Annotated in this window: 16 protein-coding genes and 1 pseudogene; all 17 read right to left on the bottom strand. The window is 32.1% G+C overall.

Going from position 1 to position 23,115, the window contains the following annotated elements; genetic code table 11:
• Positions 1 to 61: 61 nt before the first annotated feature.
• Positions 62 to 1,651, bottom strand: a complete 1,590-nt coding sequence (locus ABW636_RS00585; RefSeq protein ID WP_367588000.1) for a hypothetical protein — start codon at positions 1,649 to 1,651, stop codon at positions 62 to 64.
• A gap of 202 nt (positions 1,652 to 1,853) precedes the next feature.
• Positions 1,854 to 3,449, bottom strand: coding sequence for a hypothetical protein (locus ABW636_RS00580; RefSeq protein WP_367587999.1), 1,596 nt, complete (start codon positions 3,447 to 3,449; stop codon positions 1,854 to 1,856).
• Positions 3,450 to 3,829: 380 nt separating this feature from the next.
• On the bottom strand, positions 3,830 to 4,570 hold the full coding sequence (locus ABW636_RS00575) for a LytR/AlgR family response regulator transcription factor (RefSeq protein WP_367587998.1): 741 nt from the start codon (positions 4,568 to 4,570) through the stop codon (positions 3,830 to 3,832).
• The gene (locus ABW636_RS00570; protein ID WP_367587997.1) at positions 4,548 to 7,373 is read right to left on the bottom strand and encodes a sensor histidine kinase; all 2,826 of its coding nucleotides are present in this window, start codon (positions 7,371 to 7,373) and stop codon (positions 4,548 to 4,550) included. Before ABW636_RS00570 ends, ABW636_RS00575 begins: the two co-directional genes overlap by 23 nt.
• A 297-nt stretch (positions 7,374 to 7,670) precedes the next feature.
• A pseudogene (gene tnpA, locus ABW636_RS00565) lies at positions 7,671 to 8,033 on the bottom strand (IS200/IS605 family transposase).
• 193 nt (positions 8,034 to 8,226) lie between these two features.
• Positions 8,227 to 8,952 carry a DUF4328 domain-containing protein gene (locus tag ABW636_RS00560; protein WP_367587996.1) on the bottom strand — a complete coding sequence of 242 codons (726 nt, stop codon included), beginning with the start codon at positions 8,950 to 8,952 and terminating at the stop codon, positions 8,227 to 8,229.
• A 945-nt stretch (positions 8,953 to 9,897) separates the two neighbouring features.
• Positions 9,898 to 10,695, bottom strand: coding sequence for a pyrroline-5-carboxylate reductase (gene proC / locus ABW636_RS00555; RefSeq protein WP_367587995.1), 798 nt, complete (start codon positions 10,693 to 10,695; stop codon positions 9,898 to 9,900).
• Between the two features lie 554 nt (positions 10,696 to 11,249).
• Complete coding sequence (locus ABW636_RS00550) at positions 11,250 to 11,813, bottom strand: outer membrane beta-barrel protein (protein ID WP_367587994.1); 564 nt, start codon at positions 11,811 to 11,813, stop codon at positions 11,250 to 11,252.
• A gap of 204 nt (positions 11,814 to 12,017) precedes the next feature.
• Positions 12,018 to 13,283, bottom strand: coding sequence for a threonine ammonia-lyase (gene ilvA, locus ABW636_RS00545; RefSeq protein WP_367587993.1), 1,266 nt, complete (start codon positions 13,281 to 13,283; stop codon positions 12,018 to 12,020).
• A gap of 212 nt (positions 13,284 to 13,495) precedes the next feature.
• Positions 13,496 to 14,974 carry a ketol-acid reductoisomerase gene (gene ilvC / locus ABW636_RS00540; RefSeq protein ID WP_367587992.1) on the bottom strand — a complete coding sequence of 493 codons (1,479 nt, stop codon included), beginning with the start codon at positions 14,972 to 14,974 and terminating at the stop codon, positions 13,496 to 13,498.
• 305 nt (positions 14,975 to 15,279) lie between these two features.
• Entirely contained in the window at positions 15,280 to 15,816 is a 537-nt protein-coding gene (ilvN, locus tag ABW636_RS00535; protein ID WP_367587991.1) for an acetolactate synthase small subunit, read from the bottom strand.
• Positions 15,817 to 15,818: 2 nt separating this feature from the next.
• A complete protein-coding gene (gene ilvB / locus ABW636_RS00530) occupies positions 15,819 to 17,552 on the bottom strand; it encodes a biosynthetic-type acetolactate synthase large subunit (RefSeq protein ID WP_367587990.1) in 1,734 nt (577 codons plus the stop codon).
• A gap of 150 nt (positions 17,553 to 17,702) precedes the next feature.
• The gene (gene ilvD, locus ABW636_RS00525; RefSeq protein ID WP_367587989.1) at positions 17,703 to 19,379 is read right to left on the bottom strand and encodes a dihydroxy-acid dehydratase; all 1,677 of its coding nucleotides are present in this window, start codon (positions 19,377 to 19,379) and stop codon (positions 17,703 to 17,705) included.
• Between the two features lie 421 nt (positions 19,380 to 19,800).
• Positions 19,801 to 20,448, bottom strand: coding sequence for a response regulator (locus ABW636_RS00520; RefSeq protein WP_367587988.1), 648 nt, complete (start codon positions 20,446 to 20,448; stop codon positions 19,801 to 19,803).
• A gap of 638 nt (positions 20,449 to 21,086) precedes the next feature.
• Entirely contained in the window at positions 21,087 to 21,743 is a 657-nt protein-coding gene (locus tag ABW636_RS00515) for a sensor histidine kinase (protein WP_367587987.1), read from the bottom strand.
• An 86-nt stretch (positions 21,744 to 21,829) separates the two neighbouring features.
• Entirely contained in the window at positions 21,830 to 22,528 is a 699-nt protein-coding gene (locus tag ABW636_RS00510; protein ID WP_367587986.1) for a hypothetical protein, read from the bottom strand.
• Between the two features lie 3 nt (positions 22,529 to 22,531).
• Complete coding sequence (locus ABW636_RS00505; protein ID WP_367587985.1) at positions 22,532 to 23,014, bottom strand: hypothetical protein; 483 nt, start codon at positions 23,012 to 23,014, stop codon at positions 22,532 to 22,534.
• Between the last annotated feature and the right edge of the window lie 101 nt (positions 23,015 to 23,115).

Here is a 23,115-nt window from a genome sequence, read left to right as displayed (position 1 = left end):
ATCAGCTGATATACTAAAAGGCATATCAGCTTATTCATCGTTTATTTATTTTAATTTTACCTTAATACTTAACTACATATAAATCAACATCACCATTGTAATTTTCAATTTCGGGTGACTCTGTATGTCCAATTACAAACACTTTATTAGTAGTTGTTAGCGCAAGTCCGTTAAATGCATCTCGTTTTGTCCCTCCAAAGGTTTTTTGATCTATTATAGCACCACTATCATCAATTTTTATCAACCACGCATCTCTATTTCCTAATATTTCGGTTACATCTCCGTCAGCAAAATTATTATGAAAACATGCCAAATAATAATCACCTTCATTAGTAGTAGCAATAGCATCAATATTATCGGTACTAGAAGTACCGTACGTTTTTGACCAAATTAAGTTACCATCTAAGTTAATTTTATATACCCAGCCATCAAAAGCTCCTATTTTATTATCTATATCAACATCGTCCGAATTAGTAATTCCACTTACTAGGTACCCATTAGAAGATGATTTTACAATTCCTGTAACTTTATCATAACCAGACCCTCCATAAAATTTTCTCCATAGTATATCATCTCCTGTAGCATCTAATTTGATGACCCAACTATCATAATCTCCATGATTACCTAATCCAAAATCAAAATTACTAGATTCTGAATTCAAAGCTAATATCAAAGAGCCATCCTCGTTTGCTACAATTCCGCCTACTTCTTCTTGTCCTGTTCCTCCAATAGTTTTATTCCAAATGAGTGCTCCTGTATTTGAATTTACTTTTAGAATAAATACATCCGAAAGTCCAATATTACCTTCGGTATCCCCATCAGAAGAATATGAATTACCAGCTACTACATAATTAGAGTCCTCGGTCTCTACTCCTCTTTCAAAAAAATCTGACCCAGTTCCTCCATAATTCTTGGACCAAATCACATTTCCCATATCATCTATTTTTATTGCCCATGCATCACTTCCTCCTTTATTAGCAGATAAATCGTTGTCAGAGGATTTGGTATTCCCAACTAATACATAATAATTATCTTGGGTTTTAAAGCCTCCATGGAAAGAATCTGTACCCGCTCCTCCATAATTTTTTACCCATTCTAAATTTCCGAACTTATCTAATTTTGTTACCGTTGCATCTAAAGAGCCTCCTAAATAGTTTCCATAAAAATTATTGCTCTGAGTTTCGCCAAAAATTAACACTCCATCATCAGCAGTGGGGATAGCGCCATTTGGATATTCTCCTAATTCACTACCAAGTGCGGTATTTAAAATATCAGTTTCAAAAGTAAAATTGGTTGTCGAAGTCCCATCTGAAGTATCTTTTACTACAATAGTGCCAGTATAAACTTGATTAAACTCTAGACTTGAAGCAGTATAAGCTGTATCAGATTGGTTTTCTGAAACTACATCTTCATTTAGAATTATAGTATAAGTAAGGTCATTATTTTCTGGATCTGTAGCTGCTTGCCATTCGATAACTACTTCGTTTTTGGTCACTACTGTTGTTATCCCCGCTACCATAGATGGGTTCTCATTACCTGGCACAACTACAACTGGTCCTTCTTCTATAATAGCTTGTTCATCATCTTTAGAACATGAATTCATGAGTAAGATCAATAATAAATATAGGTATAGTTCTTTAGTAATTTTCATAGGTTATATTGATTAGATTAATAGGTTATTGTTTGATATTTCATTTTTTAAATATATCGCGTGTAAACTCCTGATATAATTACTACTAACAGGTATTAGGATCTATATATAAGTAGGTTTACCTGGTAAAAATGTTCTACTCATTAGAATTAAAAAGATGATACGTCTTTACGTATCATCTTTTTAATTGTTTATTTTAATTTCAATATTTAACTACATAAATATCAACAGCTCCATTGTAATTTTCAATTTCAGATGAACGTAAATTTCCAATTGCATATACTTTATTGGTACTTGTTATGGCTAATCCAGTAAAATCATCTGATTTTGAACCACCAAAGGTTTTTTGATCTTTTACAGCACCATTATCATCGATTTTTACCAACCAGGCATCCCTAATACCAAATACTTCGGTTACATCTCCATCGACATTATTATCATGATACCCTCCTAAATAATAATCCCCGTCATTGGTAGTAACAATCGTATTAAGACCATCCGATCCCGAAGTACCATACGTTTTTGACCAGATTAAATCACCCTCCAAATCAATTTTATAAACCCAACCATCTTGAGATCCTTTATTCGTATCTATATCGACATCTGTAGAATTAGTAATTCCGCTTATCAAATATCCGTTAGAAGATGACTTTACAATTCCGTTAGATATATCGGAACCTGATCCTCCATAGCGTTTTTTCCACAGTATAGTATCTCCTGTAGCATCTAATTTGATGACCCAACTATCATAATCTCCATAATTACCTAATCCAAAATCAAAATTACCGGATTTTGAATACAGCGCGAATACCAAAGAGCCATCCTCATTTGCTACTATTCCTCCTACTTGCTCTTGTAATGTTCCTCCTATAGTTTTCTTCCAAATAAGTGCTCCCGTGTTAGGATTTACTTTTACTACAAATACATCTGTAAGTCCTATATTACCTTCCGTATCTCCGTCAGAAGAACTTGAAGAACCTCCAAATACATAATTAGAATCTGCAGCTTCTACCCCTCTTTGAAAGACATCGTACCCTGTTCCTCCATAATTCTTAGACCAAATAACGTTGCCATTGCCATCTATTTTTATTGCCCATGCATCATCACCATTATTTGTGGATAAATCATTATCAGAAGAATTAGTGAAGCCTACTAATACATAATAATTATCCTGCGTCTTAAAACCACCATTAAAATAATCGGTGTCAGACCCTCCGTAATTTTTTTTCCATTCTACATTTCCAAACTTATCTAGTTTTATTACAGTAGCATCGTTATCACCTCCCAAAAAGTTTCCAAAAAAGTTATTGTTTGGTATATCACCAAAAATCAATACTCCATCATCAGCTGTCTGAATAGCCCCTTTAGAATTTTCATCCAATTCACTACCAATTGCTGTATTTAAAATATCTGTTTCAAAAGTAAAATTTGTAGTCGAGATTCCATCAGATGTGTCTTTTACCACAATAGTACCTGTATAAACTTGATTAAATTCTAGATCTGACAATGTATAGGTTCTATCGGATTGGTTTTCTGAAATCGTAACTCCATCCAAACTTATTGTATAAGTAAGTTCACTATTTTCTGGATCTGTAGCTGTTGTCCATTCGATAACCACTTCATTTTTGATCACTTCTGATGTAATCGTTACCATAGAAGGGTTCTCATTGCCTGGCTCTTCATCTGGTATCATCACAACTGGTTCTTCTTCTACAAGAACTTGTTCATCATCTTTAGAACATGAATTCATTGTTAGGGCTACTAATAAGCATAGATATAATCTTCTAGTAATTTTCATAAGTTTTGTTTATTAGGTTAAGATTATTTTTGGAGACACTACATTTAACCATCTCAAGTGCAAATGACTGACATAGTTAATACTAACACAACAGTATCTATCTTTGAAAAATTTATATAATTAAATAATTAGATCATTTAGTAAGAAAGAAACTTCTAAATTAGTTTTAAAAAAGGTACTTCTATAACAAGGTAAAATTTTGTTCATTGCCTAAACGTTTATTAGGTTATAGATCAAAACTATGCTAAAGAAATGTTAATAGAAACGGGTAATTTTTGAAAGTAACGATTGAATTATTAAAAACTCTATATGAGTTATTGAAATAAAAAAGAAGAAATGGAACAGGCTAATTAATACCTCTAATTTTTAATTATTTTGACTTACAGATGCTCTAATTTTCTTAGAAGGGTAGTTTTTAAATCTTTACTTATATCCAAAGTTACCTCATTAGACAAAGTTACTTGTCCTCCTTTGCCTTGCACATACTTTTTAACCATATTAAGGTTAATTATATGTGATTTATGTATACGCATAAAACCATGTTGTTCGAGATATAATTGATATACTTTTAATGTTTTACTAGTAATTGTTGTTTTTCCATTTTCAAAATAAAAACGAGTATAATTAGCTTCACTTTTACAATATAAAATGGTATGCACATCAACAAGTTCAAACCCTTCTCTATTGACCAATTTTAGTTTCGAAGAAGTATTTAAGGAAACTTTCAAGTCATTTACAATACTCTTGATAGAATTTGTTGTTCTAGCGGATACTTTATTAACTGCCATAATTAATTCTTGAGTATCAATTGGTTTTAGTAAATAATCCAGTGCATTATTCTTTATAGCTTTGATAGCATATTGCTCATAAGCAGTTGTGAAAATAATGTTAAACTGTTTTTTTTGAACTTTTGGATTTGATAAAATATCAAACCCGGTACCTTTTTCAAGTTCTATGTCTAAAAAAACTATTTCCGGATTATGATCAACAATTACATTGACTGCCTCTTCTATAGTAGCCGCAATAGCAACAACATTAATATTTGGACAATTTTGTGTAAGCAAAGTTTCCAGAATTTCTCTTCCGTTTTGCTCATCATCAACTATAATTGCGCTTAACATGCTTTTTTATTTTTAAAAGTACTTGTGTTCCTTCTTCTTTATCCATTACCTTAAAATGTGACAAACCTTCTTGGTCATAAAAACTAATTCGATCTAAAGTTATCTGCATACCTAAAGATTCTTTATCGTATCTTCTAAGTAATCTACTTCGTTCTCTCCCTATTCCATTATCATCAATGGTGCAATATATAAACAAATCATCCTCTGTAAAATTAATAAGTAATAAAGCATTATTTTTATTCTCAAGAGGTAACAATCCATGTAAAATTGCATTTTCTACAAAAGGCTGAATGACCATAGATGGTATATGCAATTCTTGATTCATAGTTGCATCGATCTTAATTTGATAATCAAATTTATTTTTAAAACGAAGTTCTTCTAACTTAAGATATAAATTTAGAAACCGAATTTCGCTAGCTATTGTAACCGTAAGATTTCTAGAATTATTAAGTATATTTCTTACTAATTTACTAAAGTCACCAAGGTATTGATATGCATTTCGAGAGCTATTTTGAAGTATTAGATTCTGAATAGCATTTAGAGCGTTAAAAATAAAATGAGGATTCATTTGTGCTTTTAATGCATCTTGTTCTGCTTTAGCAATCATTAAATTTATCTCATAGTTCTTTGAAGCCTTTTTTAATCTTCTATCTAACAACACTTTATACAACAAAACAATAAACATGACTAATAAGAGAATAGAAACGATATAAAACCACCATTTTTTCCAAAATGGTTTTTCTATTTGTAAAGAAAACTCATTTATTATATTCTCATTATTTTTTAATTGAAAAGTATAGTTTCCAGGAGGAATATTTTTATACTGAACAGAATTACCTTTTATTTTATTCCAATGGTCATCAACACCTTTTAATAAAAAAGAGTAATTCAGTTGTTTAGATGTATAATTAAAGATTTTAAAGTCAAAAACAACTTCATTGTTTTTGTATGATAAAATACTGCTAGGGGATATAATCTCATTTTTTGATTTGGCAATTATTTCGGATCTAACAGTTTTATTTTTAATCTGAAAATTATCTAAATCAGACTTAATAAATCCGTTAGAAGTAGTCATCAATAATGTTTTATTAACAATAGCTGCCTTATTAATCACAAAATTGTTAGAAATGGTTGCATCCAAATTAACCAAACCTCTATCGGTTATATACTGTATTCCTTTCTTTGTTACTATATAACAATTACCACTATGAAAAAAAATATTATTAATCTGATTAGAGAGTAATCCTTTATTCTCGTCATAGTGGTATTTCAACAGATTGTTTTTATATATGTAAAGACCTTTTGAATTTGTAACAAGGTATAAGAAATTATTATGATACTCGATTGCAGAAACTCTATTTTTAGTTGCTTCGTTAGCAAATTTAAGCGTGTCTATTTCTTTATGATAATACCGTGTTAAGTAACTCTTTGAGCTTCCAAACAGTGTATCCTTAATAAGGTTTAAAGTATATGATCGCTCTTTATTTAAGAACAAAAAAGATGGTTTTTCACAAAGTTTTTTAAATGTAGTATCATCACCTATATTATTTTTATCTATTTGAACAGAAAACAATCCTTTGGATAATGCCATAAATATTGAATCATTTTTAATCACAAAAGCTTTCGAAGTAAAGTTTTTAAAGACTTCAGTAACACCTAAATAATCAACAACATAACTTTTATTATTTGAAGAGACATAAAAAGCATCTTTATATGCAATAATGTTTTTCGGGCTTTTAGAAATCTTATATTTTTTTATTTTTTTATGTGTATTTTTATCAAACAAACATAAAAAACCGTCTACATTACCCGATAAAATATAATTTTCTGAAACAGCAAAGTTTGTGAGGTAATTTAATGACTTATCAACATAATAAAAGTTATTATTGGTCATGTAAATTCCGTTTTTTGTAGAAAACCAATAATTTCCCTGATGATCTACTAAAAAACTAGTGACTGTTTTACCTGGTAACATGTGTCTAATTGGTCTATCAAAATCATCTTGATGATATTGATAGACTCCATTTCTAGTACAATAAAAGACATATTCCTTATGCGTGCTTATTGACAAAATGGTCTCGCCAATACTATATTTTACAAATTTATATTTGCTTGCTTTACTATAATAAAAGTAGTTATTAGCATTATTTCTTGTAAAATATATAATAGAGCAATTGTTTAAAACAGTTCCATTTCCAATCCTACTAAAAGTAGTATCTTTAACATAATTAATAGTCTTATAAGTATTATTTTGAGCAACACTATAATACTCATCCACACCATTAAGTATGTGCGTATCGTTGCTTTTTTGTATTGACATTACTCCTGCTATACCAGGGTGATGATATACTTTTTTATTTTCAAAATCTATAGCATATGATTCTTTAGAAGTACAAATCCATACATAACCTCTGTAGTCTTCAAAAACATTAGATATAAGTTTTGTAAAATGTATTTGTTTAAGAAGTGAATGATTTTCTGCATTATATATTTTATCATTATAATAAAAGCATGGTTTCCCATTGAAAGTATAAAACCAAATCCTACCTTTTTTATCTTCATAAAGAGATAGAATATCATAATCAGTTAAGCCATGTTTTGTAGAATAGTCTTTAAAAGTTATTCCATCATATTTACTTACTCCCGAAGAGGTTGCAAACCACAAATAGCCTTTTTTATCCTGAATAATTTTATAGGTATCATTACTAATCAACCCATTTTTTTCGCTAAAATTATCAAAAATATTTTCTTGGCCAGTACTATACAAAACAAAAAAAAAGAATATGTAATGTAGTATTTTCAAATATCAAGCTTCTAATTTTCTACTAAAGTCAGTAATTCGTATAACTGTAAAACATGTTATACCTTATATAAAGGTAAATAATATAATTAAAGTTATACTAATCCCCATACATCAAACATTTTGCTCTCCATAATAGGTGCAAATTATTTACTATTACAAAGCATAACAAATATACTATCTTATACCATACGTTTCTTTTTTAGTTTTTTTAAGTTTAAAAGTATTAAGCTAAATGAACTACCTCGAGGCAGAGCCATTGAGGTATCAAAATAAGGTTAGTTGATCTGAATGTATTTTTTATATTCCTTCTCCATTCCTTGATTTTTTTACATATTCCTTAATTACTTCCTTGTTCGAATATTGACCAGCTGTATTCGCATAAAATACACTAGTCCAAAACTTCCCACCCCAAAGTTTAGCCTTAATCTCTGGATACCTTTGAAATAGCTGTTTAGCTGTAATACTTTTTAACATCCTAATCATTTTCTTAACAGAATAACTCGAAACACTTTACAGCAAAAAATGAACATGATTTGACTCATAACCAATCTCTATATAATGAACCTCATAACGCTCTGAAATCTCCAAACAAATCTGTTTTAAACCCTCTCCAATATCTTTTGTAAGAACTGATTTTCCATGTTTCAAAGGAAAAACCAAATGATATTACAACAAAGTTTTATTATATCTTTTTAAAATATACTCATTCGTAATCCCAAAATACGATTTTTCAAAGCGTAATGAAAACCCAAGGTTTTCAAACTTTCTGAAAAACCTCGAAGCAGAATCTCGAGGAATTCTTTAGATTAACTCATCTTAAGTTTATAATTCAAGTCTATATATAAACCATTACTTATAAACAACTATACCTCCTGTTTTTTTTTATTTCGTGTGCCAATTTGGATTCTATTTTTGATGATCTATGCACAATTAATATCACTAATAAAGCTTCTGGAATCTGTATGATGTCGGCAATCAAAAATGCCTGAGACCCCTCTATTAATTGCTCTAATGTATCTTGTTTAAAAGCGTTTTTTAATACATATCGCCCCACAAAATTTGAAACAATAAAAAACCCCCACCATATTCCAATAACAACACTACTCTTTTCTATTTTATAAGTGTTGTCTGTTTTTTTTATATACCATTGTGTCTCCTTCCAAATTTCATTCATAATTTTAACAGGTCGAAATAGTACAATAATTGGGATAAACCAAGCCCATAAAGCCATTGATTCTTTATATTCTAAATAACTTATCCCTAATCTATGTAAGTTACCATATGCCCTTCTAAACCAATTAAGAAACACGATGACAGATACTATAAAAATTACCGTTTGCAACAACCCAATTATTTTTTGTCTCAAATCATTCGAATGCGCTTCGCCTTCATCTATAAAAAATTCTAATTGTGCTCTTTTAAGTAATTGTAACTCTAAATAACCAGAAACAATACCAATAATTGTACATACGATTAATACCCAAAACACAGAAAACAGTATTTTAACTCTTTTTGAGTTATCCCAAATCTCAATTGTATTTTTCTTTTCTCCCAATGCAATTCTTTTTCCTTTTTCCATTTTTTTATTTAGCCGTGATAATTGGTATTGCAATTCTTTATTACAACACCTATTTTCATTCTCTATTCAAAAATTCATATTTGGTATAAATACTACACCAACACACAGATTACCAAAGATTTAAGCTATCATCTTTGAAATCTATAATATGAGCTATGGGATTATAATTAAACAACAAAGTACAGTAAGACGTATGCAATGTTTTTGTTCATGATTAGAAATCATCAAACAATACATGAATACTTTATATAAGTTATAATTTTCTAAAAATATGTATTACAACTTGATTGTTGTTGTAGGGTAGGATTCGCTTTGAAGCGGTAGCGAATATAACAATTATTTTTTAAGATCTATATCTTTTGCAAGGAAAGTAATCTATTATCAATAGTATAAAAAAAACAACCCCCAGTGGTTAACTACTCCTCTGGGGGTCTAGGCCGAAGCAATAAAAAAATTAAACTAACTCAACTTACACTCAATTTAACATGCTAAGGCTTCTTTTATATATCGTTTTAGAAAATTATAATAACTTGGTGTCATACTAACTACAAACCATAAGCATACTGAGATACCATAGTTATTTACACTTATCTAAATTGGTTTCTATGAGTTAACTATATCGCTATAAATATAATGTAATACTATTACTAGTATTTCTTACTTAAGAATCTGTTCTAAATTATTTCCTATTATCTATTGAAATGTATTAGCTTAAAATTACAGTTATTAACACAAAGATTCCCTTTCTTACGTGTACTGCTAATATATTCAATTCTTTTGGGATAACAAGGCTATCTATACTATAAAATATGTTATACATCTATAAATATTATCTATTACCTATTTTGTTCAGGTTATAATTTTTAGATTAAAAAATACTTATTCACAGTTTAAAAACAATATGATAAAGTAGAGAACTTAATTTCCTTTTTAAAATTTTAATCCTTACTTTATAGTATTAATTTTTTCATAAGAAGCCATTACCCCTTTAATTACAGAAGAACTTAGCCCCTGATGCTCCATCTCATTTAATCCTTCTATAGTACATCCTTGCGGAGTGGTTACTTTATCGATCTCTTTTTCTGGATGTGTACCATTTTCTGATACTAATGTAGCGGCACCTATTGCTGTTTGAACTGCAATGATTTGTGCTTCATGTGGATGAAATCCCATTTGAATTCCTCCTTGTATCATTGCTCTTAAAAATCTTAAGAAAAATGCAATTCCACTTGCTCCTAACACCGTTGCTGCTTGCATTAGACGTTCTTCTATAACCAATGTTTCTCCAATGGTATTAAACATTTTTTGTACCACAAGAGCTTCTTTATTTACTTCTTTGTTAGCCGTAATACAAGTCATCGATAACTTTTTAGATGCTCCTGTATTTGGCATTACTCTAACTACTTTATTATCAGGAACAATCTCATTTATTTCTGAAATTGACACACCAGTAACTGTAGATATTAAGATTTGATCTTTATGAATTAACGGTTTAATTTCTTTTAAAACATTATCCAATTGTCTTGGTTGAACACAAAGAATTATCCATTGCACATCTTCTTTTATCGCACTGTCAATATCCTGAAATGTTGATACACCATATTGTTCTTCGACTTCTTTTAGATTTGTAACCGATTTATCAACTACTGTAATAGACTTAGCCATAAACAAATCACTATTTGCTAATCCAGATATTATTGATTTGCCGAGGTTACCCCCACCTATTATTATTATTTTATTCATCTTTATGTGTTTTATAGTATATGTTTTGTTAGCGTTGTAGACAACACTATTTTTTATAAGGTATTAGATAAAACAAAGAGTTGTACATACAGATAAACAACTTCTAGTTTTACACTACAATTTTATTTGTAATAACTTGGTTTTAATAAAATGGAAAAGAAACGGGGCGCACCCATTTCAAAGGAAGACTAGACCCCAGAGGGAAAGAAGAAACCGGGTACATAGAAAATAATATTCTTACGTACAATCAGAGGTTGTATGTGAGCTTTTCTAAAAATGGTATCCTTGGTATTCATGATAATAACTCTAAATCGTCGGCTGATTGCCCCTTTTGTTATCTATAAAGTACAATATTAAGTATTTTTTTTCTATCATCCATATCTAACACTAAAAAGTAAACTTTGTAACCAATATAACGCCCCTAGGGTCGGTTAATAATTATAGTTTAGAAATAATTCTTTCGTAAGATAATTTCTGATGGGTTATTTATATCAAAACAAAAAAGACGACCAAAAGGTCGTCTTTTTATTATATTATCTAATTTTAAGATGCGTTTAGTTACCCCCAAAGGTAAATAAAAGACCTAGGTTAATCGTAATATCACTTACAGAAGTTTCTCCTTCACCTTCACCAACTTTACCAGCACTTAAATAGGCTACATTCATATTAAGAACACCATATTTAAAACCTAAAGCAGGACGAAATGCAAAGTTAGAGGTACTTGTATCAACATTAGAACTAACATTCTCAAATTCTATAGATCCAATACTAGCTAGACCTAATCCTAAACTACCATAAGGTCTAAAACCTTCTTTTGTAAAGTAGTAACGACCATTTAACATGTAACTTCCTATAGCTACTGCCCCTACTGATGCTGTTGTTCCATTCACGTCTACATCTCCTCCTGCTAAAAATTCTCCCTGATACATTATGGAAACATCAATATCTTCGGTAACACCGTAACCTAATTCTAAGTGTGCGGCAAGCCCTCCGTCTGTAAAATCTGCTATATCTCCAGAAGGTAAAGCATAACCAAAACCTACACCAAGTTTAACTTGCGCGTTTGTAGCAGTTATTCCTAATAAAGCGACCGCTGCAAATAATAATAGTTTTTTCATAATTAATTCAGTTTTATCGTTTAACGGAGCGAATATATCGATAAAAAACAACAATTAACAAATATTTTGTTTATAAAATCATAAAAAAATATATAAACCACTGTAAATCAAATCAATAAAAACAAATATTGTAAACAAAAAATATCGACAAAAAGACTGTTTTTGCCGATATTATGTTCATAACTTGTTAATTTTCTGTTTATTTTAAACTAAAAACTGAAAAAGATCTGGTTTATCATTTAGATAATCACCAAAAAAATTAAGTTGTTTCATCCGTTCTATTAAGGGAGTAAGATCGCCCTTATCTTTCAATTCAATCCCTACTACAGCAGGTGCATTTTCTCGACTAGATTTTTTAGAATATTCGAAGTGTGTAATATCATCGTTAGGACCCAAAACTTCACCCACAAACTGTTTTAATGCTCCCGCTCTTTGCGGAAAACGAATGATAAAATAATGTTTTAATCCTGCATATAACAATGCCCTTTCCTTTATCTCGGCTGTTCTAGTGATATCATTATTACTTCCACTTATAAGGCATACTACATTTTTATCTTTTATTTCATCTTTATAATATTCTAACGCGGCTAAAGTAAGCGCTCCAGCAGGTTCTACTACGATTGCATCTCTATTATACAATTCTAAAATGGTTTGACAAACCAATCCTTCTGGTACAGTAATCATATCATCCAAATATGTATTACAAATATCAAAATTAAGCGTTCCCACTTTTTGTACTGCTGCACCATCAATAAACTTATCGATGTCTAAAATCTCTGTGTTTTTATTATTCTTTATAGAAGTATACATCGTTGGAGCTCCTTCGGGCTCCACCCCAATGATCTTTGTCTTAGGAGATAATGCTTTTATAGCAGCACACACCCCCGAAGCGAGTCCTCCTCCTCCTACTGGAACAAAAATATAATCAATCGGCACATCTACCTGTTTAAATATCTCAAGTCCGATTGTTCCTTGCCCCTCAATAATCTTAGGATCATCAAATGGATGTACAAATGTCTTTTTTTCTTCTTTACATACCTGCATTGCTGCTCTAGAGGCATCATCAAAAGTATCACCCTCAAGAATAATATTTACATACTTACCACCAAACATTTGAGTCTGGGCAATTTTCTGCTTTGGTGTTACAGAAGGCATAAATATAGTTCCTTCTATACCCAAATGGTTGCATGAAAACGCGACCCCCTGTGCATGATTACCTGCACTTGCACATACCACTCCATTTTTTAATTGTTCTGGAGATAATGAACTAATTTTATTAAAAGCTCCCCTGATTTTATACGAACGCACTCGTTGTAAGTCTTCTCGCTTAAGCAAAACATTTGCTGTATATCTTTGAGAATACCGAATACTGTTTGTTAAGGGTGTAACCATTGCCACATCCTTGATCGTGGAAACTGCTTTTTGAATATCTTCTAACTCAGGAAAATATTTGTTGGTTGCAGCACTCATATATTGTATGCCTTTTATTGTGAATCCAGATTATGTGCACTAGAAGATTACATTCTTGGTTTTATCTATAAGTAACTATAGTTACAATTGTGCTTATAAAACCAGAATAACAGGATTCTATTATTAAAATATGGGATGTATTTTTGGTAGGTGGGTATTATTTAATTACCCGGATACTAATTTAACATATCCGGGTAATTAAACTTTATTAGTTATACTATAGGTTTCATAGCTGTCATAGACGCTCTTAATCTAGCACCTACAGCTTCTATAGGATGATTTCTAAGTGCTGCGTTAACCTCAATTAACTTAGCATTATCAACACGATTATTAGCTGCAATCTGATCATAAGCTTTACCAATTACATCGGTATCTATGTTTTTCATGAAGTCAGTTAATAATGGTTTACATGCATGGTCAAATAAATAACAACCATATTCTGCAGTATCAGAAATTACTCTGTTCATTTCGAATAATTTTTTACGTGCGATTGTATTTGCAATAAGTGGTGTCTCGTGTAAAGACTCGTAGTATGCAGATTCTGCAATAATACCAGATTCTGTCATTGCTTCGAATGCCAATTCTACACCTGCTCTAACCATTGCTACCATTAATACTCCATTATCGTAAAACTCTTGCTCAGAGATCTCAACATCACCAGCTGGTGTTTTTTCGAATGCCGTTTCACCGGTAGCTGCTCTCCAAGAAAGCAAGTTTTTATCATCATTAGCCCAGTCTTCCATCATCGTTTTAGAAAAATGACCTGTCATAATATCATCCATATGCTTTTGGAACAATGGACGCATAATATCTTTTAATTCTTCTGATAATTCAAAAGCTTTAACTTTAGATACATTCGAAAGTCTATCCATCATATTAGTTATTCCACCATACTTCATTCCTTCTGTAATAGTTTCCCAACCATACTGAATCAGTTTTGAAGCATATCCAGCATCAATTCCTTTTTCGATCATTTTATCAAAACAAAGGATCGATCCTGTTTGTAACAGACCACAAAGAATCGTTTGTTCTCCCATAAGATCTGACTTTACTTCTGCAACAAAAGAAGATTCTAAAACTCCCGCTCTATGACCTCCTGTACCAGCTGCATAAGCTTTTGCTTGTGACAAGCCATGTCCTTTTGGATCGTTCTCTGGGTGCACAGCTATTAGTGTGGGTACACCAAAACCTCTTTTATACTCTTCACGTACTTCTGATCCTGGACATTTTGGAGCCACCATAATTACCGTAAGGTCTTTACGAATCTCCATTCCTTCTTCAACAATATTGAAACCATGAGAATACGATAAAGTCGCGCCTTCTTTCATCAATGGCATTACCGTTTTAACAACTTGTGTATGTTGCTTATCTGGTGTAAGGTTAATTACCAAGTCTGCATTAGGAATTAACTCGTCGTATGTCCCTACAGTAAAACCATTTTCGCTTGCATTCACAAACGATTGTCTTTTTTCTTTTACCGCTGCTTCTCTCAAGGCGTAAGAGATGTCTAAACCAGAATCTCTCATGTTTAACCCTTGGTTAAGACCTTGGGCTCCACATCCTACAATGGTTATTTTTTTTCCTTTTAACGCATCTACTCCATCCGAAAATTCAGATGCTTCCATGAATCTACACTTTCCTAATTGTGTTAATTGATCTCTTAATGATAGCGTATTAAAATAATTTGCCATTTCCTTCTTAAATTTGTTATTTTTCCGTTTTTTCGGAAATCAGGTTTAGTTTATTTTTAATTTATTTCTAGTTGTGTCCTAAAAGGCTACAAAGGTAATTAAACTCTTGATTATAGGTACAGAACTAATTTAAACTTTTTTCAATTCGCTATAAAAATGCCCTTTTTCGCCCAATTTTCATCTTTTTCTTACTTCGTAGCTCTACTATGAAGCGCAAAAAATATTTTAATTGACCAAAAAACCATCATTTTTCGCATGAATCAAAAAAGTTTAAACCAGTTCATATAAAAAGAGGTTTAATATTGTTATCCAACAGCTTCTTCAGAGAAATTCTCTAATACTTTTGAAATATTCATTTTTTCTTTGGTAACAGCAATTCTTCCAGAGCGTACAAACTGCATCAAACCATAAGGTTCTAAGCTATCATACAAAGCTTCTACTTCATTACGTCTACCAGTTTTTTCTAAAACAAAAAACTCTGGTGTAACTGTAACAATATTTGCATTGCTTTCTTTAATTACATTCTGAATTTGTCTGTTTTCAAATAACAGGTTGGATGCTACCTTAAACAATGCTGTTTCCTGATATATTGTTTCATCATCTTTATGATAAAAAGCTCTGATAACTTCTATCTGTTTTTCTATTTGGCCTATTATCTTTTTTACCTGTACTTCTGTAATATTTACCACAATAGTAAAACGGTACACGTCTTTAATTTCAGAAACTGATGCAGTAAAACTATCCAGATTAATATGACGTCTTAGAAATATTGCCGAAATTCTATTTAGCAATCCTATATTATTTTCGGTGTATACCGATATCGTATAATTTTCTTTTTCCATAATTAACTTAATCTTATATCTGAAACTGATGCTCCTGTAGGGATCATCGGGAAAACATTATTTTCTTTTTCAACACATACTTCTAAGAAATAAGGGCCGTCACAAGTTATCATTTCTTTTATTGCTCCCTCTAACTCTTCTCTTTTTGTAACTCTATTTGCCGGAATATGATATCCTTTGGCAATAGTTATAAAATCAGGATTGGTCATTTCTGTAGACGCATATCTTTTATCAAAGAATAATTGCTGCCATTGTCTTACCATTCCTAAAAACTCATTGTTTAAAACCACTATTTTTACGGCTGCTTTAGTCTGAAAAATGGTCCCTAATTCCTGAATAGTCATTTGGTATCCTCCATCACCAATAATAGCTACTACTTCTCTATCTGGAGCTCCCATTTTTGCTCCTATAGCAGCTGGTAATGCAAACCCCATCGTTCCTAATCCTCCCGAGGTAATATTACTTTTTGTGGTTGTAAACTCTGCATATCGACAAGCCATCATTTGGTGTTGCCCTACATCTGATACAATTACCGCATCACCATTAGTTTCTTCATTTATTCCTCTCATGACCTCTCCCATAGAAAGACCTTCTTTAGAGGGATACAATTCATCTTTTATAACCTTTTCATATTCTATCGCATCACAATCTTTAAATTGCTGAATCCATGAATCATAAGTAGCAGTTTCTACCAAAGGAAGTATTTGTGCCAATGTTTGCTTTACATCTCCCATAACAGCAACATCTGCCTTTACATTTTTATCTACTTCTGCCGGGTCAATTTCAAAATGAATCACTTTTGCTTGTTTTGCATAAGTTTCTAAATTACCCGTTACCCGATCATCAAAACGCATTCCTATTGCAATCAAAAGATCACATTCGTTGGTTAAAACATTTGGTCCATAATTACCATGCATTCCAACCATTCCCATATTAAGTGGGTGAGACGTTGGTAATGCAGAAAGACCAAGAATTGTCCATGTTGTAGGGATTCCTGATTTTTCTATTAGGTTTTTTAACTCTTCTTCTGCCTTTCCTAAAATAATTCCCTGACCAAAAACGATCATCGGTTTTTTAGCTTCATTAATCAACTTTGCAGCTTCTTTAAGGCTTTCTGGGTCTGTTTCGGGCACTGCTTTATAGCTTCGTACCCCATTACACTTTTTATAGTTAAAATCTAGTTCTCCAAACTGAGCGTCTTTGGTAATATCGATCAAAACAGGACCTGGTCTACCAGAACGAGCAATATAAAATGCTTTGGCCAATACCGCCGGTATATCTTCTGCTTTGGTTACCTGGTGATTCCATTTGGTAATCGGAGTAGAAATCCCAATAATATCGGTTTCCTGAAAAGCATCAGATCCTAACAAGTGTGAACCTACCTGTCCTGTAATACAGACCATAGGTGTCGAATCAATTTGTGCATCAGCAATTCCCGTCACAAAGTTTGTGGCTCCAGGCCCCGAAGTCGCAATAGCGACCCCCACCTTACCACTTGTTCTTGCATACCCTTGTGCTGCATGCGTTGCACCTTGTTCATGTCTGGTTAATACATGATGTAATTGATCCTGAAATTTATATAACTCATCATAGACCGGCATTATGGCTCCTCCTGGGTATCCATAAATCAAATCTACTCCTTCTGCTAATAGACTTCTAATTACTGCCTCTGCACCTGTCATACGTTGTGTTGACATTTTAGTTTCTTTTTTTTTGGTTTGCACTTGTGTTTCCATACACATTTTCTTTGTGTGTCCAGATTTGGTTTCTGCCTAATCTGGACATATTTATATCAAGATCAAATCAACTATTTGATATGGATATTATTTTGGTAACTCTATTTTTAGATTTTTATAAAACAGCTTTTTCGTATACAAATTGGAAGTTTAGAACTCATCGGTAACGCATCCTTGAGATGCAGATGATACCGTATTTGCATACTTATACAATACTCCTTTGTCAAATTTTAATGCAGGAGCTTTCCATTCACTTCTTCTTCTTTCTATTTCTTCACTATCTATATCTACAAGTATAGAATTGGTTTCAGCATCGATGGTTATCTGATCACCATCTTTTACCAATGCTATTACTCCTCCTTCTTGTGCTTCTGGAGTAATATGTCCAACTACAAAACCGTGTGTTCCTCCAGAGAATCGTCCATCTGTGATTAATGCTACATCTTTTCCTAACCCTGCCCCCATAATAGCTGCAGTTGGTTTTAGCATTTCTGGCATACCAGGTCCTCCTTTAGGTCCTTCGTAACGAATCACTACCACATCACCTTTTTCTACTTTACCATCTCTTATACCGTCATTAGCATCATACTCCCCTTCAAAGACTTTTGCTTTTCCTTGAAAACGCAACCCTTCTTTTCCGGTTATTTTTGCAACACAACCATCTTCTGCCAAATTACCAAACATAATTCTTAGGTGACCGGTTTGTTTAATAGGACTCTCTAATGGCTTAATTACATCCTGACCTTCTTTAAGATCTGGTACTTCTAATAGATTCTCTGCTAATGTTTTTCCGGTAACGGTTAAACAATCACCATGTAATAAACCTTTCTTTAAAAGATATTTTAGCACTGCCGGTATCCCTCCTACATCGTGCACATCTTCCATTAAATACTTTCCACTTGGTTTTAAATCTGCTAGGAACGGAGTTTCATCACTTATTCTTTGAAAATCTGCCAATGTAAACTCTACATCTGCAGCCCTTGCAATAGCTAAGAAATGTAGCACCGCATTGGTAGACCCTCCTAAAATAGTTACCAAACGAATTGCATTTTCTAATGATTTTTTGGTAACAATATCTTTAGGCTTAATATCTTTTTCTAAAAGTACTCGCATAGCACGACCTGCGGCGATACTTTCTTCTTCTTTATCTTTACTTTTTGCCGGATTCGAAGAGTTATATGGTAATGACATTCCTAAGGCCTCGATTGCTGATGCCATTGTATTTGCTGTATACATCCCTCCACATGCTCCTGCTCCCGGGCATGCTTTCTCGATAACACTCTTATATTCTTTCTCGGTAATGGTACCTGCTACTTTTTCTCCCCATGCTTCGAAAGCAGACACTACATCCAACTTTTTTCCTGCATGATGTCCAGAAGCAATCGTACCGCCATAAACCAATACAGCCGGACGATTAAGTCTAAGCATTGCCATTAGGGCTCCAGGCATATTTTTATCACATCCCACTACAGTCACCATCCCGTCATAAGACATCGCCTGCACTACAGTTTCCATAGAATCTGCTATTACATCTCTAGAAGGTAATGAAAAACGCATTCCGGGTGTACCCATAGAAATACCATCACTAACACCTATTGTATTAAAAATAAGTCCCACGACATCTTCTTCTAAGGTTCCTTTTTTAACCAATTTCGCCAAGTCATTAAGGTGCATATTACATGGGTTTCCTTCATAACCTGTACTAGCGATCCCGACTAATGGTTTATTAAAGTCTTCATCTGTTAAACCAATCGCATGTAGCATCGCTTGCGCTGCTGGTTGCGTATCGTCTTGTGTAACTTGTTTACTATATTTATTGATGCTCATTTTTTGAATACCAGTATTACGGATTATCTAAAATTTTAACTATTTTTTTGTGATATATGCATTAGATTAAACAAACCACAACATAAAATTATTTCGTTGCAACTAAACCTATAAACATTATTTAATACCCTTACAACATCCAATACCCTCAACAACACTATTAAACACTGAAAAACAACAACTTACACGTCAAATATTTACAATAACTATGTATTAAATTTTATTATTTTTCTTAATTATAGCTTCATTTTTACCTAAAAAATAATCCCTCTACATAGTAAAGGGATTATTAAATATTATGATATACATATAGCCCCTTATCAAGACGAAATAACGACTTCGATAATGACTACTCCTGTATGTATGTTTCTATTATTCATTTTACGGGATCAAATATAAAAAAAATATTCTATTACAAACATTAAATTTCGAATAAACTATTTTTTATACAATAAATCACCAGCCCCACCCGTGTTTTTACTTCAAATTTCCTAAACACCGACTCGCGATAATTCTCTATTGTCTTAGGACTCAAATTCATCTGACCAGCAATATCCTTATAAGTAAGCTCTGAACAGGCGTGTTTCATAAAAATCCGTTCTTTTTCTGTAAGCCCCTTTTCTTTACTTTTTGCGGCGTCAAACTCATCAGAATTTCGCATGGCGCTTTCCATTTTCCCATTCCAATAATACCCTTGCTCGATTACCATTTTCATTGCAAACTCAAAACTCTCTGGGTTTACATCTTTGAGCAAGTATCCTTTTGCTCCTCCTCTCAACATTTTTATGATGGTATTTTCATCATCCTCCATCGTTAATGCCAATACTTTTTGATTGGGTTTGTTTTCTTTAAGCCATTGCATGGTTTGTACTCCATCCATCACAGGCATTTTAACGTCTAACAATACCAAATCTGGTATTTTTCTTTTGTGCAGATAATATTGTGTGAGTTCTTTGCCGTTATTTAAGATTGCCAATACCTCATATCCTTCAAATTTTGAGATCAACACTTCTAACGATTGACCAAACAACAAGTGATCATCTACAATCACTATGGTCTTTTTTTTCATGGGGTTCTTTTATTTAATACTATTTTATTAATGTGCCTTACCAGCACATTTACAGAAATCAACAGTTTTGTTTTTACAATAACATACTTCGACAAGCTCAGCATAAACTTTGACAAGCTCAAGGTGATTACAATTTAGACACCAAAAAGCTATTCTCGATACAATTTTTCTTCATTTTATTACGAAAAATCACTACTATTGATGTGTATTTATAATACTTTGTTTTTCAAAGGTTTATATATTACTAAATTTCAACTAACTTCCTTTGATTTAGCTTTCTGTTCATTTTCTTTGCTCGCCCAAAGAAAACGAACCAAAAGAAAAGGCGCTTTTTTCAAGGTATTTTTCAATTTTATTGAAAACCAGATTCATTTTGCTAAAATCTTTCCAAGGCTTCAAGATTTTTTAACGCAAAACAAATCTTATACTGGTGAAAAAAGATGCTCAAAGCTCTGCTTTGCAACGTCAGTTTATTCACTTGATAAAATTTTTATTGGCCGTCTCGAACCGACGCTTTTTAAAACATACTTAATATTTATCAAACTTGGACTTATATAATATCACACCTATGCTTTCTGCGCTTTTATTTAATTTCACAAATGTATGAAATCAAATCATGAACTCATATTAAGTTATCCCTACAAAGGATATGACAAGGTAAGTTTTACCCCTTTACCAAGTGAAGACACACAATCTAAGGTTGCATTGACCAACGAGGCCCTGCTTTGCATATTGATAAGACCAGAATTTGCCTGTACCGATTTCATATCATACCCTACTCCATCATCTTCTAAAACAATATCTAGTGTATTAGAGCTATAGTTTAGCATTACATCTAGCTTAGACGCTTCTGCATGTTTGATGGTATTTGAGAAAAACTCCTGAATGATACGATATAGGATAATCTCGTCTTTGGGATCAATAAACACTTCATCTCCTTGTACAGTAAGTGAAGGAGTTAAAAAATTAAGTTTTTCGAAACGTTTTAGCTCTACTTTAATCGATTCTTGCAGACCGATATTCTGGATCACCTCATGATTTAAGGTTTTAGAAAGATTTCTGATTTCTTGTAGACTATCACCCACCAGTCCTCGTACATCCTGTAATGAATCTGATGCTTTATCCCCTAACGACGTCCCCATAATATTGATTTGCATGACTGCGGTAGATAGTAATTGCCCAATATTATCATGCAACTCCCAACTTACATTTTTAAGAGTTTGCTCCTGTATCTCTATTTTGGATTTAAAAATCTCATCTTCATAACGCTGCTCTGCTTTAAGTTTATCCAGCAAGAGTTTGTTTTTTCTACGCTGAAACGCCACAAAAAATACTATACCGAATATTATAAAAAAGAGAATAATAACGATAAAATAAATAATTAATAAGATTTGTTCTTTCGCAAGCATACTATAAAACCAATCGAATAGCAAGTATACATAAAAATATTGGCAGAACTTAACACATACTCTCTAATTTTAAAGAAATTACTATTTGGGTGCTTAGTATATTCAAAATAAATATCAATAGGTGTTATTACTAAATGAAAAACCAAAGCACCAATAGACACATAAAACGGGAGTAATTTGTAAAAAATCAACACCTTATCACTTTGCAACACTTCAAAAAAATAAAACAACACACTCAATAATAATATTAACGACCCTAATACATCAGTCAATGTAGACAGTTCATTAAAAAAAACACCAGAAACTATGAGATTTAAAATTGTAGAAATCATAAAGAAAACAACCAAAATCATCAAGATTTTTTTCAAAAACTGATTACTTAAATTAAATCTAAAATATGTAATATACAAACTATAACTTATAATAATTAAAATATTAAAAACCCAAGTATTATATCCAAATATTGTTCCTTCCAAAAAACACAACTGCTCAAAAGTATTTATAAAAAAAGGATACAAAGCCAAAATCTCAAAAAACACCGTTAACCATAATAAAACAACAAGATATTTCACAGAAACATCTTGCAGTTTATTTTTATAAAAATAAACTGCTCCAAGAATTGCAGCGCAAATTTCTAAGGGAAGAAAACTAGCTAAAGATACTTCTTCCATTTATCAAGAATGACCAGGTGCACCTTCTCCTCCACTACCACTACCACTACCCGCACCACTCGAACCTCTATTATAAGCAGATATCCCATCATTATCTGGTTGGCCGGGTGCACCCCCTCCTTTTCCTAGACTTCCTACAGGAGCCCCAGTAGGCTTAAAGAAGATCGTAGAATATCCTCTATCATCATTGCATTTACTCTTTGGATATGCTCCTAAATACACCCGTATCCCAGGGTTTAGAATTCCTTGTTTTTTGGATTCTCTTTTTACATATTTTAAATATTCTTGCAACTCCTCTACACTCCACCAAAAATCTTTGGCATCGTCATGCCCCAAACACGCTTTTAAATGTTTTCCTCTATGTTCACACCAATTATCATGTAATTCCCTGGCTTCTTCTATACTAATACACTTTTCTGGTTTTCTTTTCTTTTTTATTTTTTTATCCTTCTTTTTATCTTTCTTTTTTTGTAAATCTTTTCCCATGATTTTCGGTTTTTATACGTTAGCACCGCTAATATATTGAAAATACAGGCTTTTACACAAATACACACACCCTTTATACTTATTTTACAAAAAGAAGAAAA

It is taken from the genome of Aquimarina discodermiae, assembly GCF_040786235.1.
Taxonomy (GTDB): domain Bacteria; phylum Bacteroidota; class Bacteroidia; order Flavobacteriales; family Flavobacteriaceae; genus Aquimarina.
The sequence above is the reverse complement of the archived record's forward strand: the minus strand, read 5'-3'. Positions and strand labels throughout refer to the sequence as shown.

Excerpts from the sequence above, each read along its gene's own strand:
- ABW636_RS00585 (WP_367588000.1), bottom strand. The coding sequence starts at position 1,651 with ATGAAAATTACTAAAGAACTATACCTATATTTATTATTGATCTTACTC.
- ABW636_RS00580 (WP_367587999.1), bottom strand. The coding sequence starts at position 3,449 with ATGAAAATTACTAGAAGATTATATCTATGCTTATTAGTAGCCCTAACA.
- ABW636_RS00575 (WP_367587998.1), bottom strand. The coding sequence starts at position 4,570 with ATGTTAAGCGCAATTATAGTTGATGATGAGCAAAACGGAAGAGAAATT.
- ABW636_RS00560 (WP_367587996.1), bottom strand. The coding sequence starts at position 8,952 with ATGGAAAAAGGAAAAAGAATTGCATTGGGAGAAAAGAAAAATACAATT.
- proC (WP_367587995.1), bottom strand. The coding sequence starts at position 10,695 with ATGAATAAAATAATAATAATAGGTGGGGGTAACCTCGGCAAATCAATA.
- ABW636_RS00550 (WP_367587994.1), bottom strand. The coding sequence starts at position 11,813 with ATGAAAAAACTATTATTATTTGCAGCGGTCGCTTTATTAGGAATAACT.
- ilvA (WP_367587993.1), bottom strand. The coding sequence starts at position 13,283 with ATGAGTGCTGCAACCAACAAATATTTTCCTGAGTTAGAAGATATTCAA.
- ilvC (WP_367587992.1), bottom strand. The coding sequence starts at position 14,974 with ATGGCAAATTATTTTAATACGCTATCATTAAGAGATCAATTAACACAA.
- ilvN (WP_367587991.1), bottom strand. The coding sequence starts at position 15,816 with ATGGAAAAAGAAAATTATACGATATCGGTATACACCGAAAATAATATA.
- ilvB (WP_367587990.1), bottom strand. The coding sequence starts at position 17,552 with ATGGAAACACAAGTGCAAACCAAAAAAAAAGAAACTAAAATGTCAACA.
- ilvD (WP_367587989.1), bottom strand. The coding sequence starts at position 19,379 with ATGAGCATCAATAAATATAGTAAACAAGTTACACAAGACGATACGCAA.
- ABW636_RS00520 (WP_367587988.1), bottom strand. The coding sequence starts at position 20,448 with ATGAAAAAAAAGACCATAGTGATTGTAGATGATCACTTGTTGTTTGGT.
- ABW636_RS00510 (WP_367587986.1), bottom strand. The coding sequence starts at position 22,528 with ATGGAAGAAGTATCTTTAGCTAGTTTTCTTCCCTTAGAAATTTGCGCT.
- ABW636_RS00505 (WP_367587985.1), bottom strand. The coding sequence starts at position 23,014 with ATGGGAAAAGATTTACAAAAAAAGAAAGATAAAAAGAAGGATAAAAAA.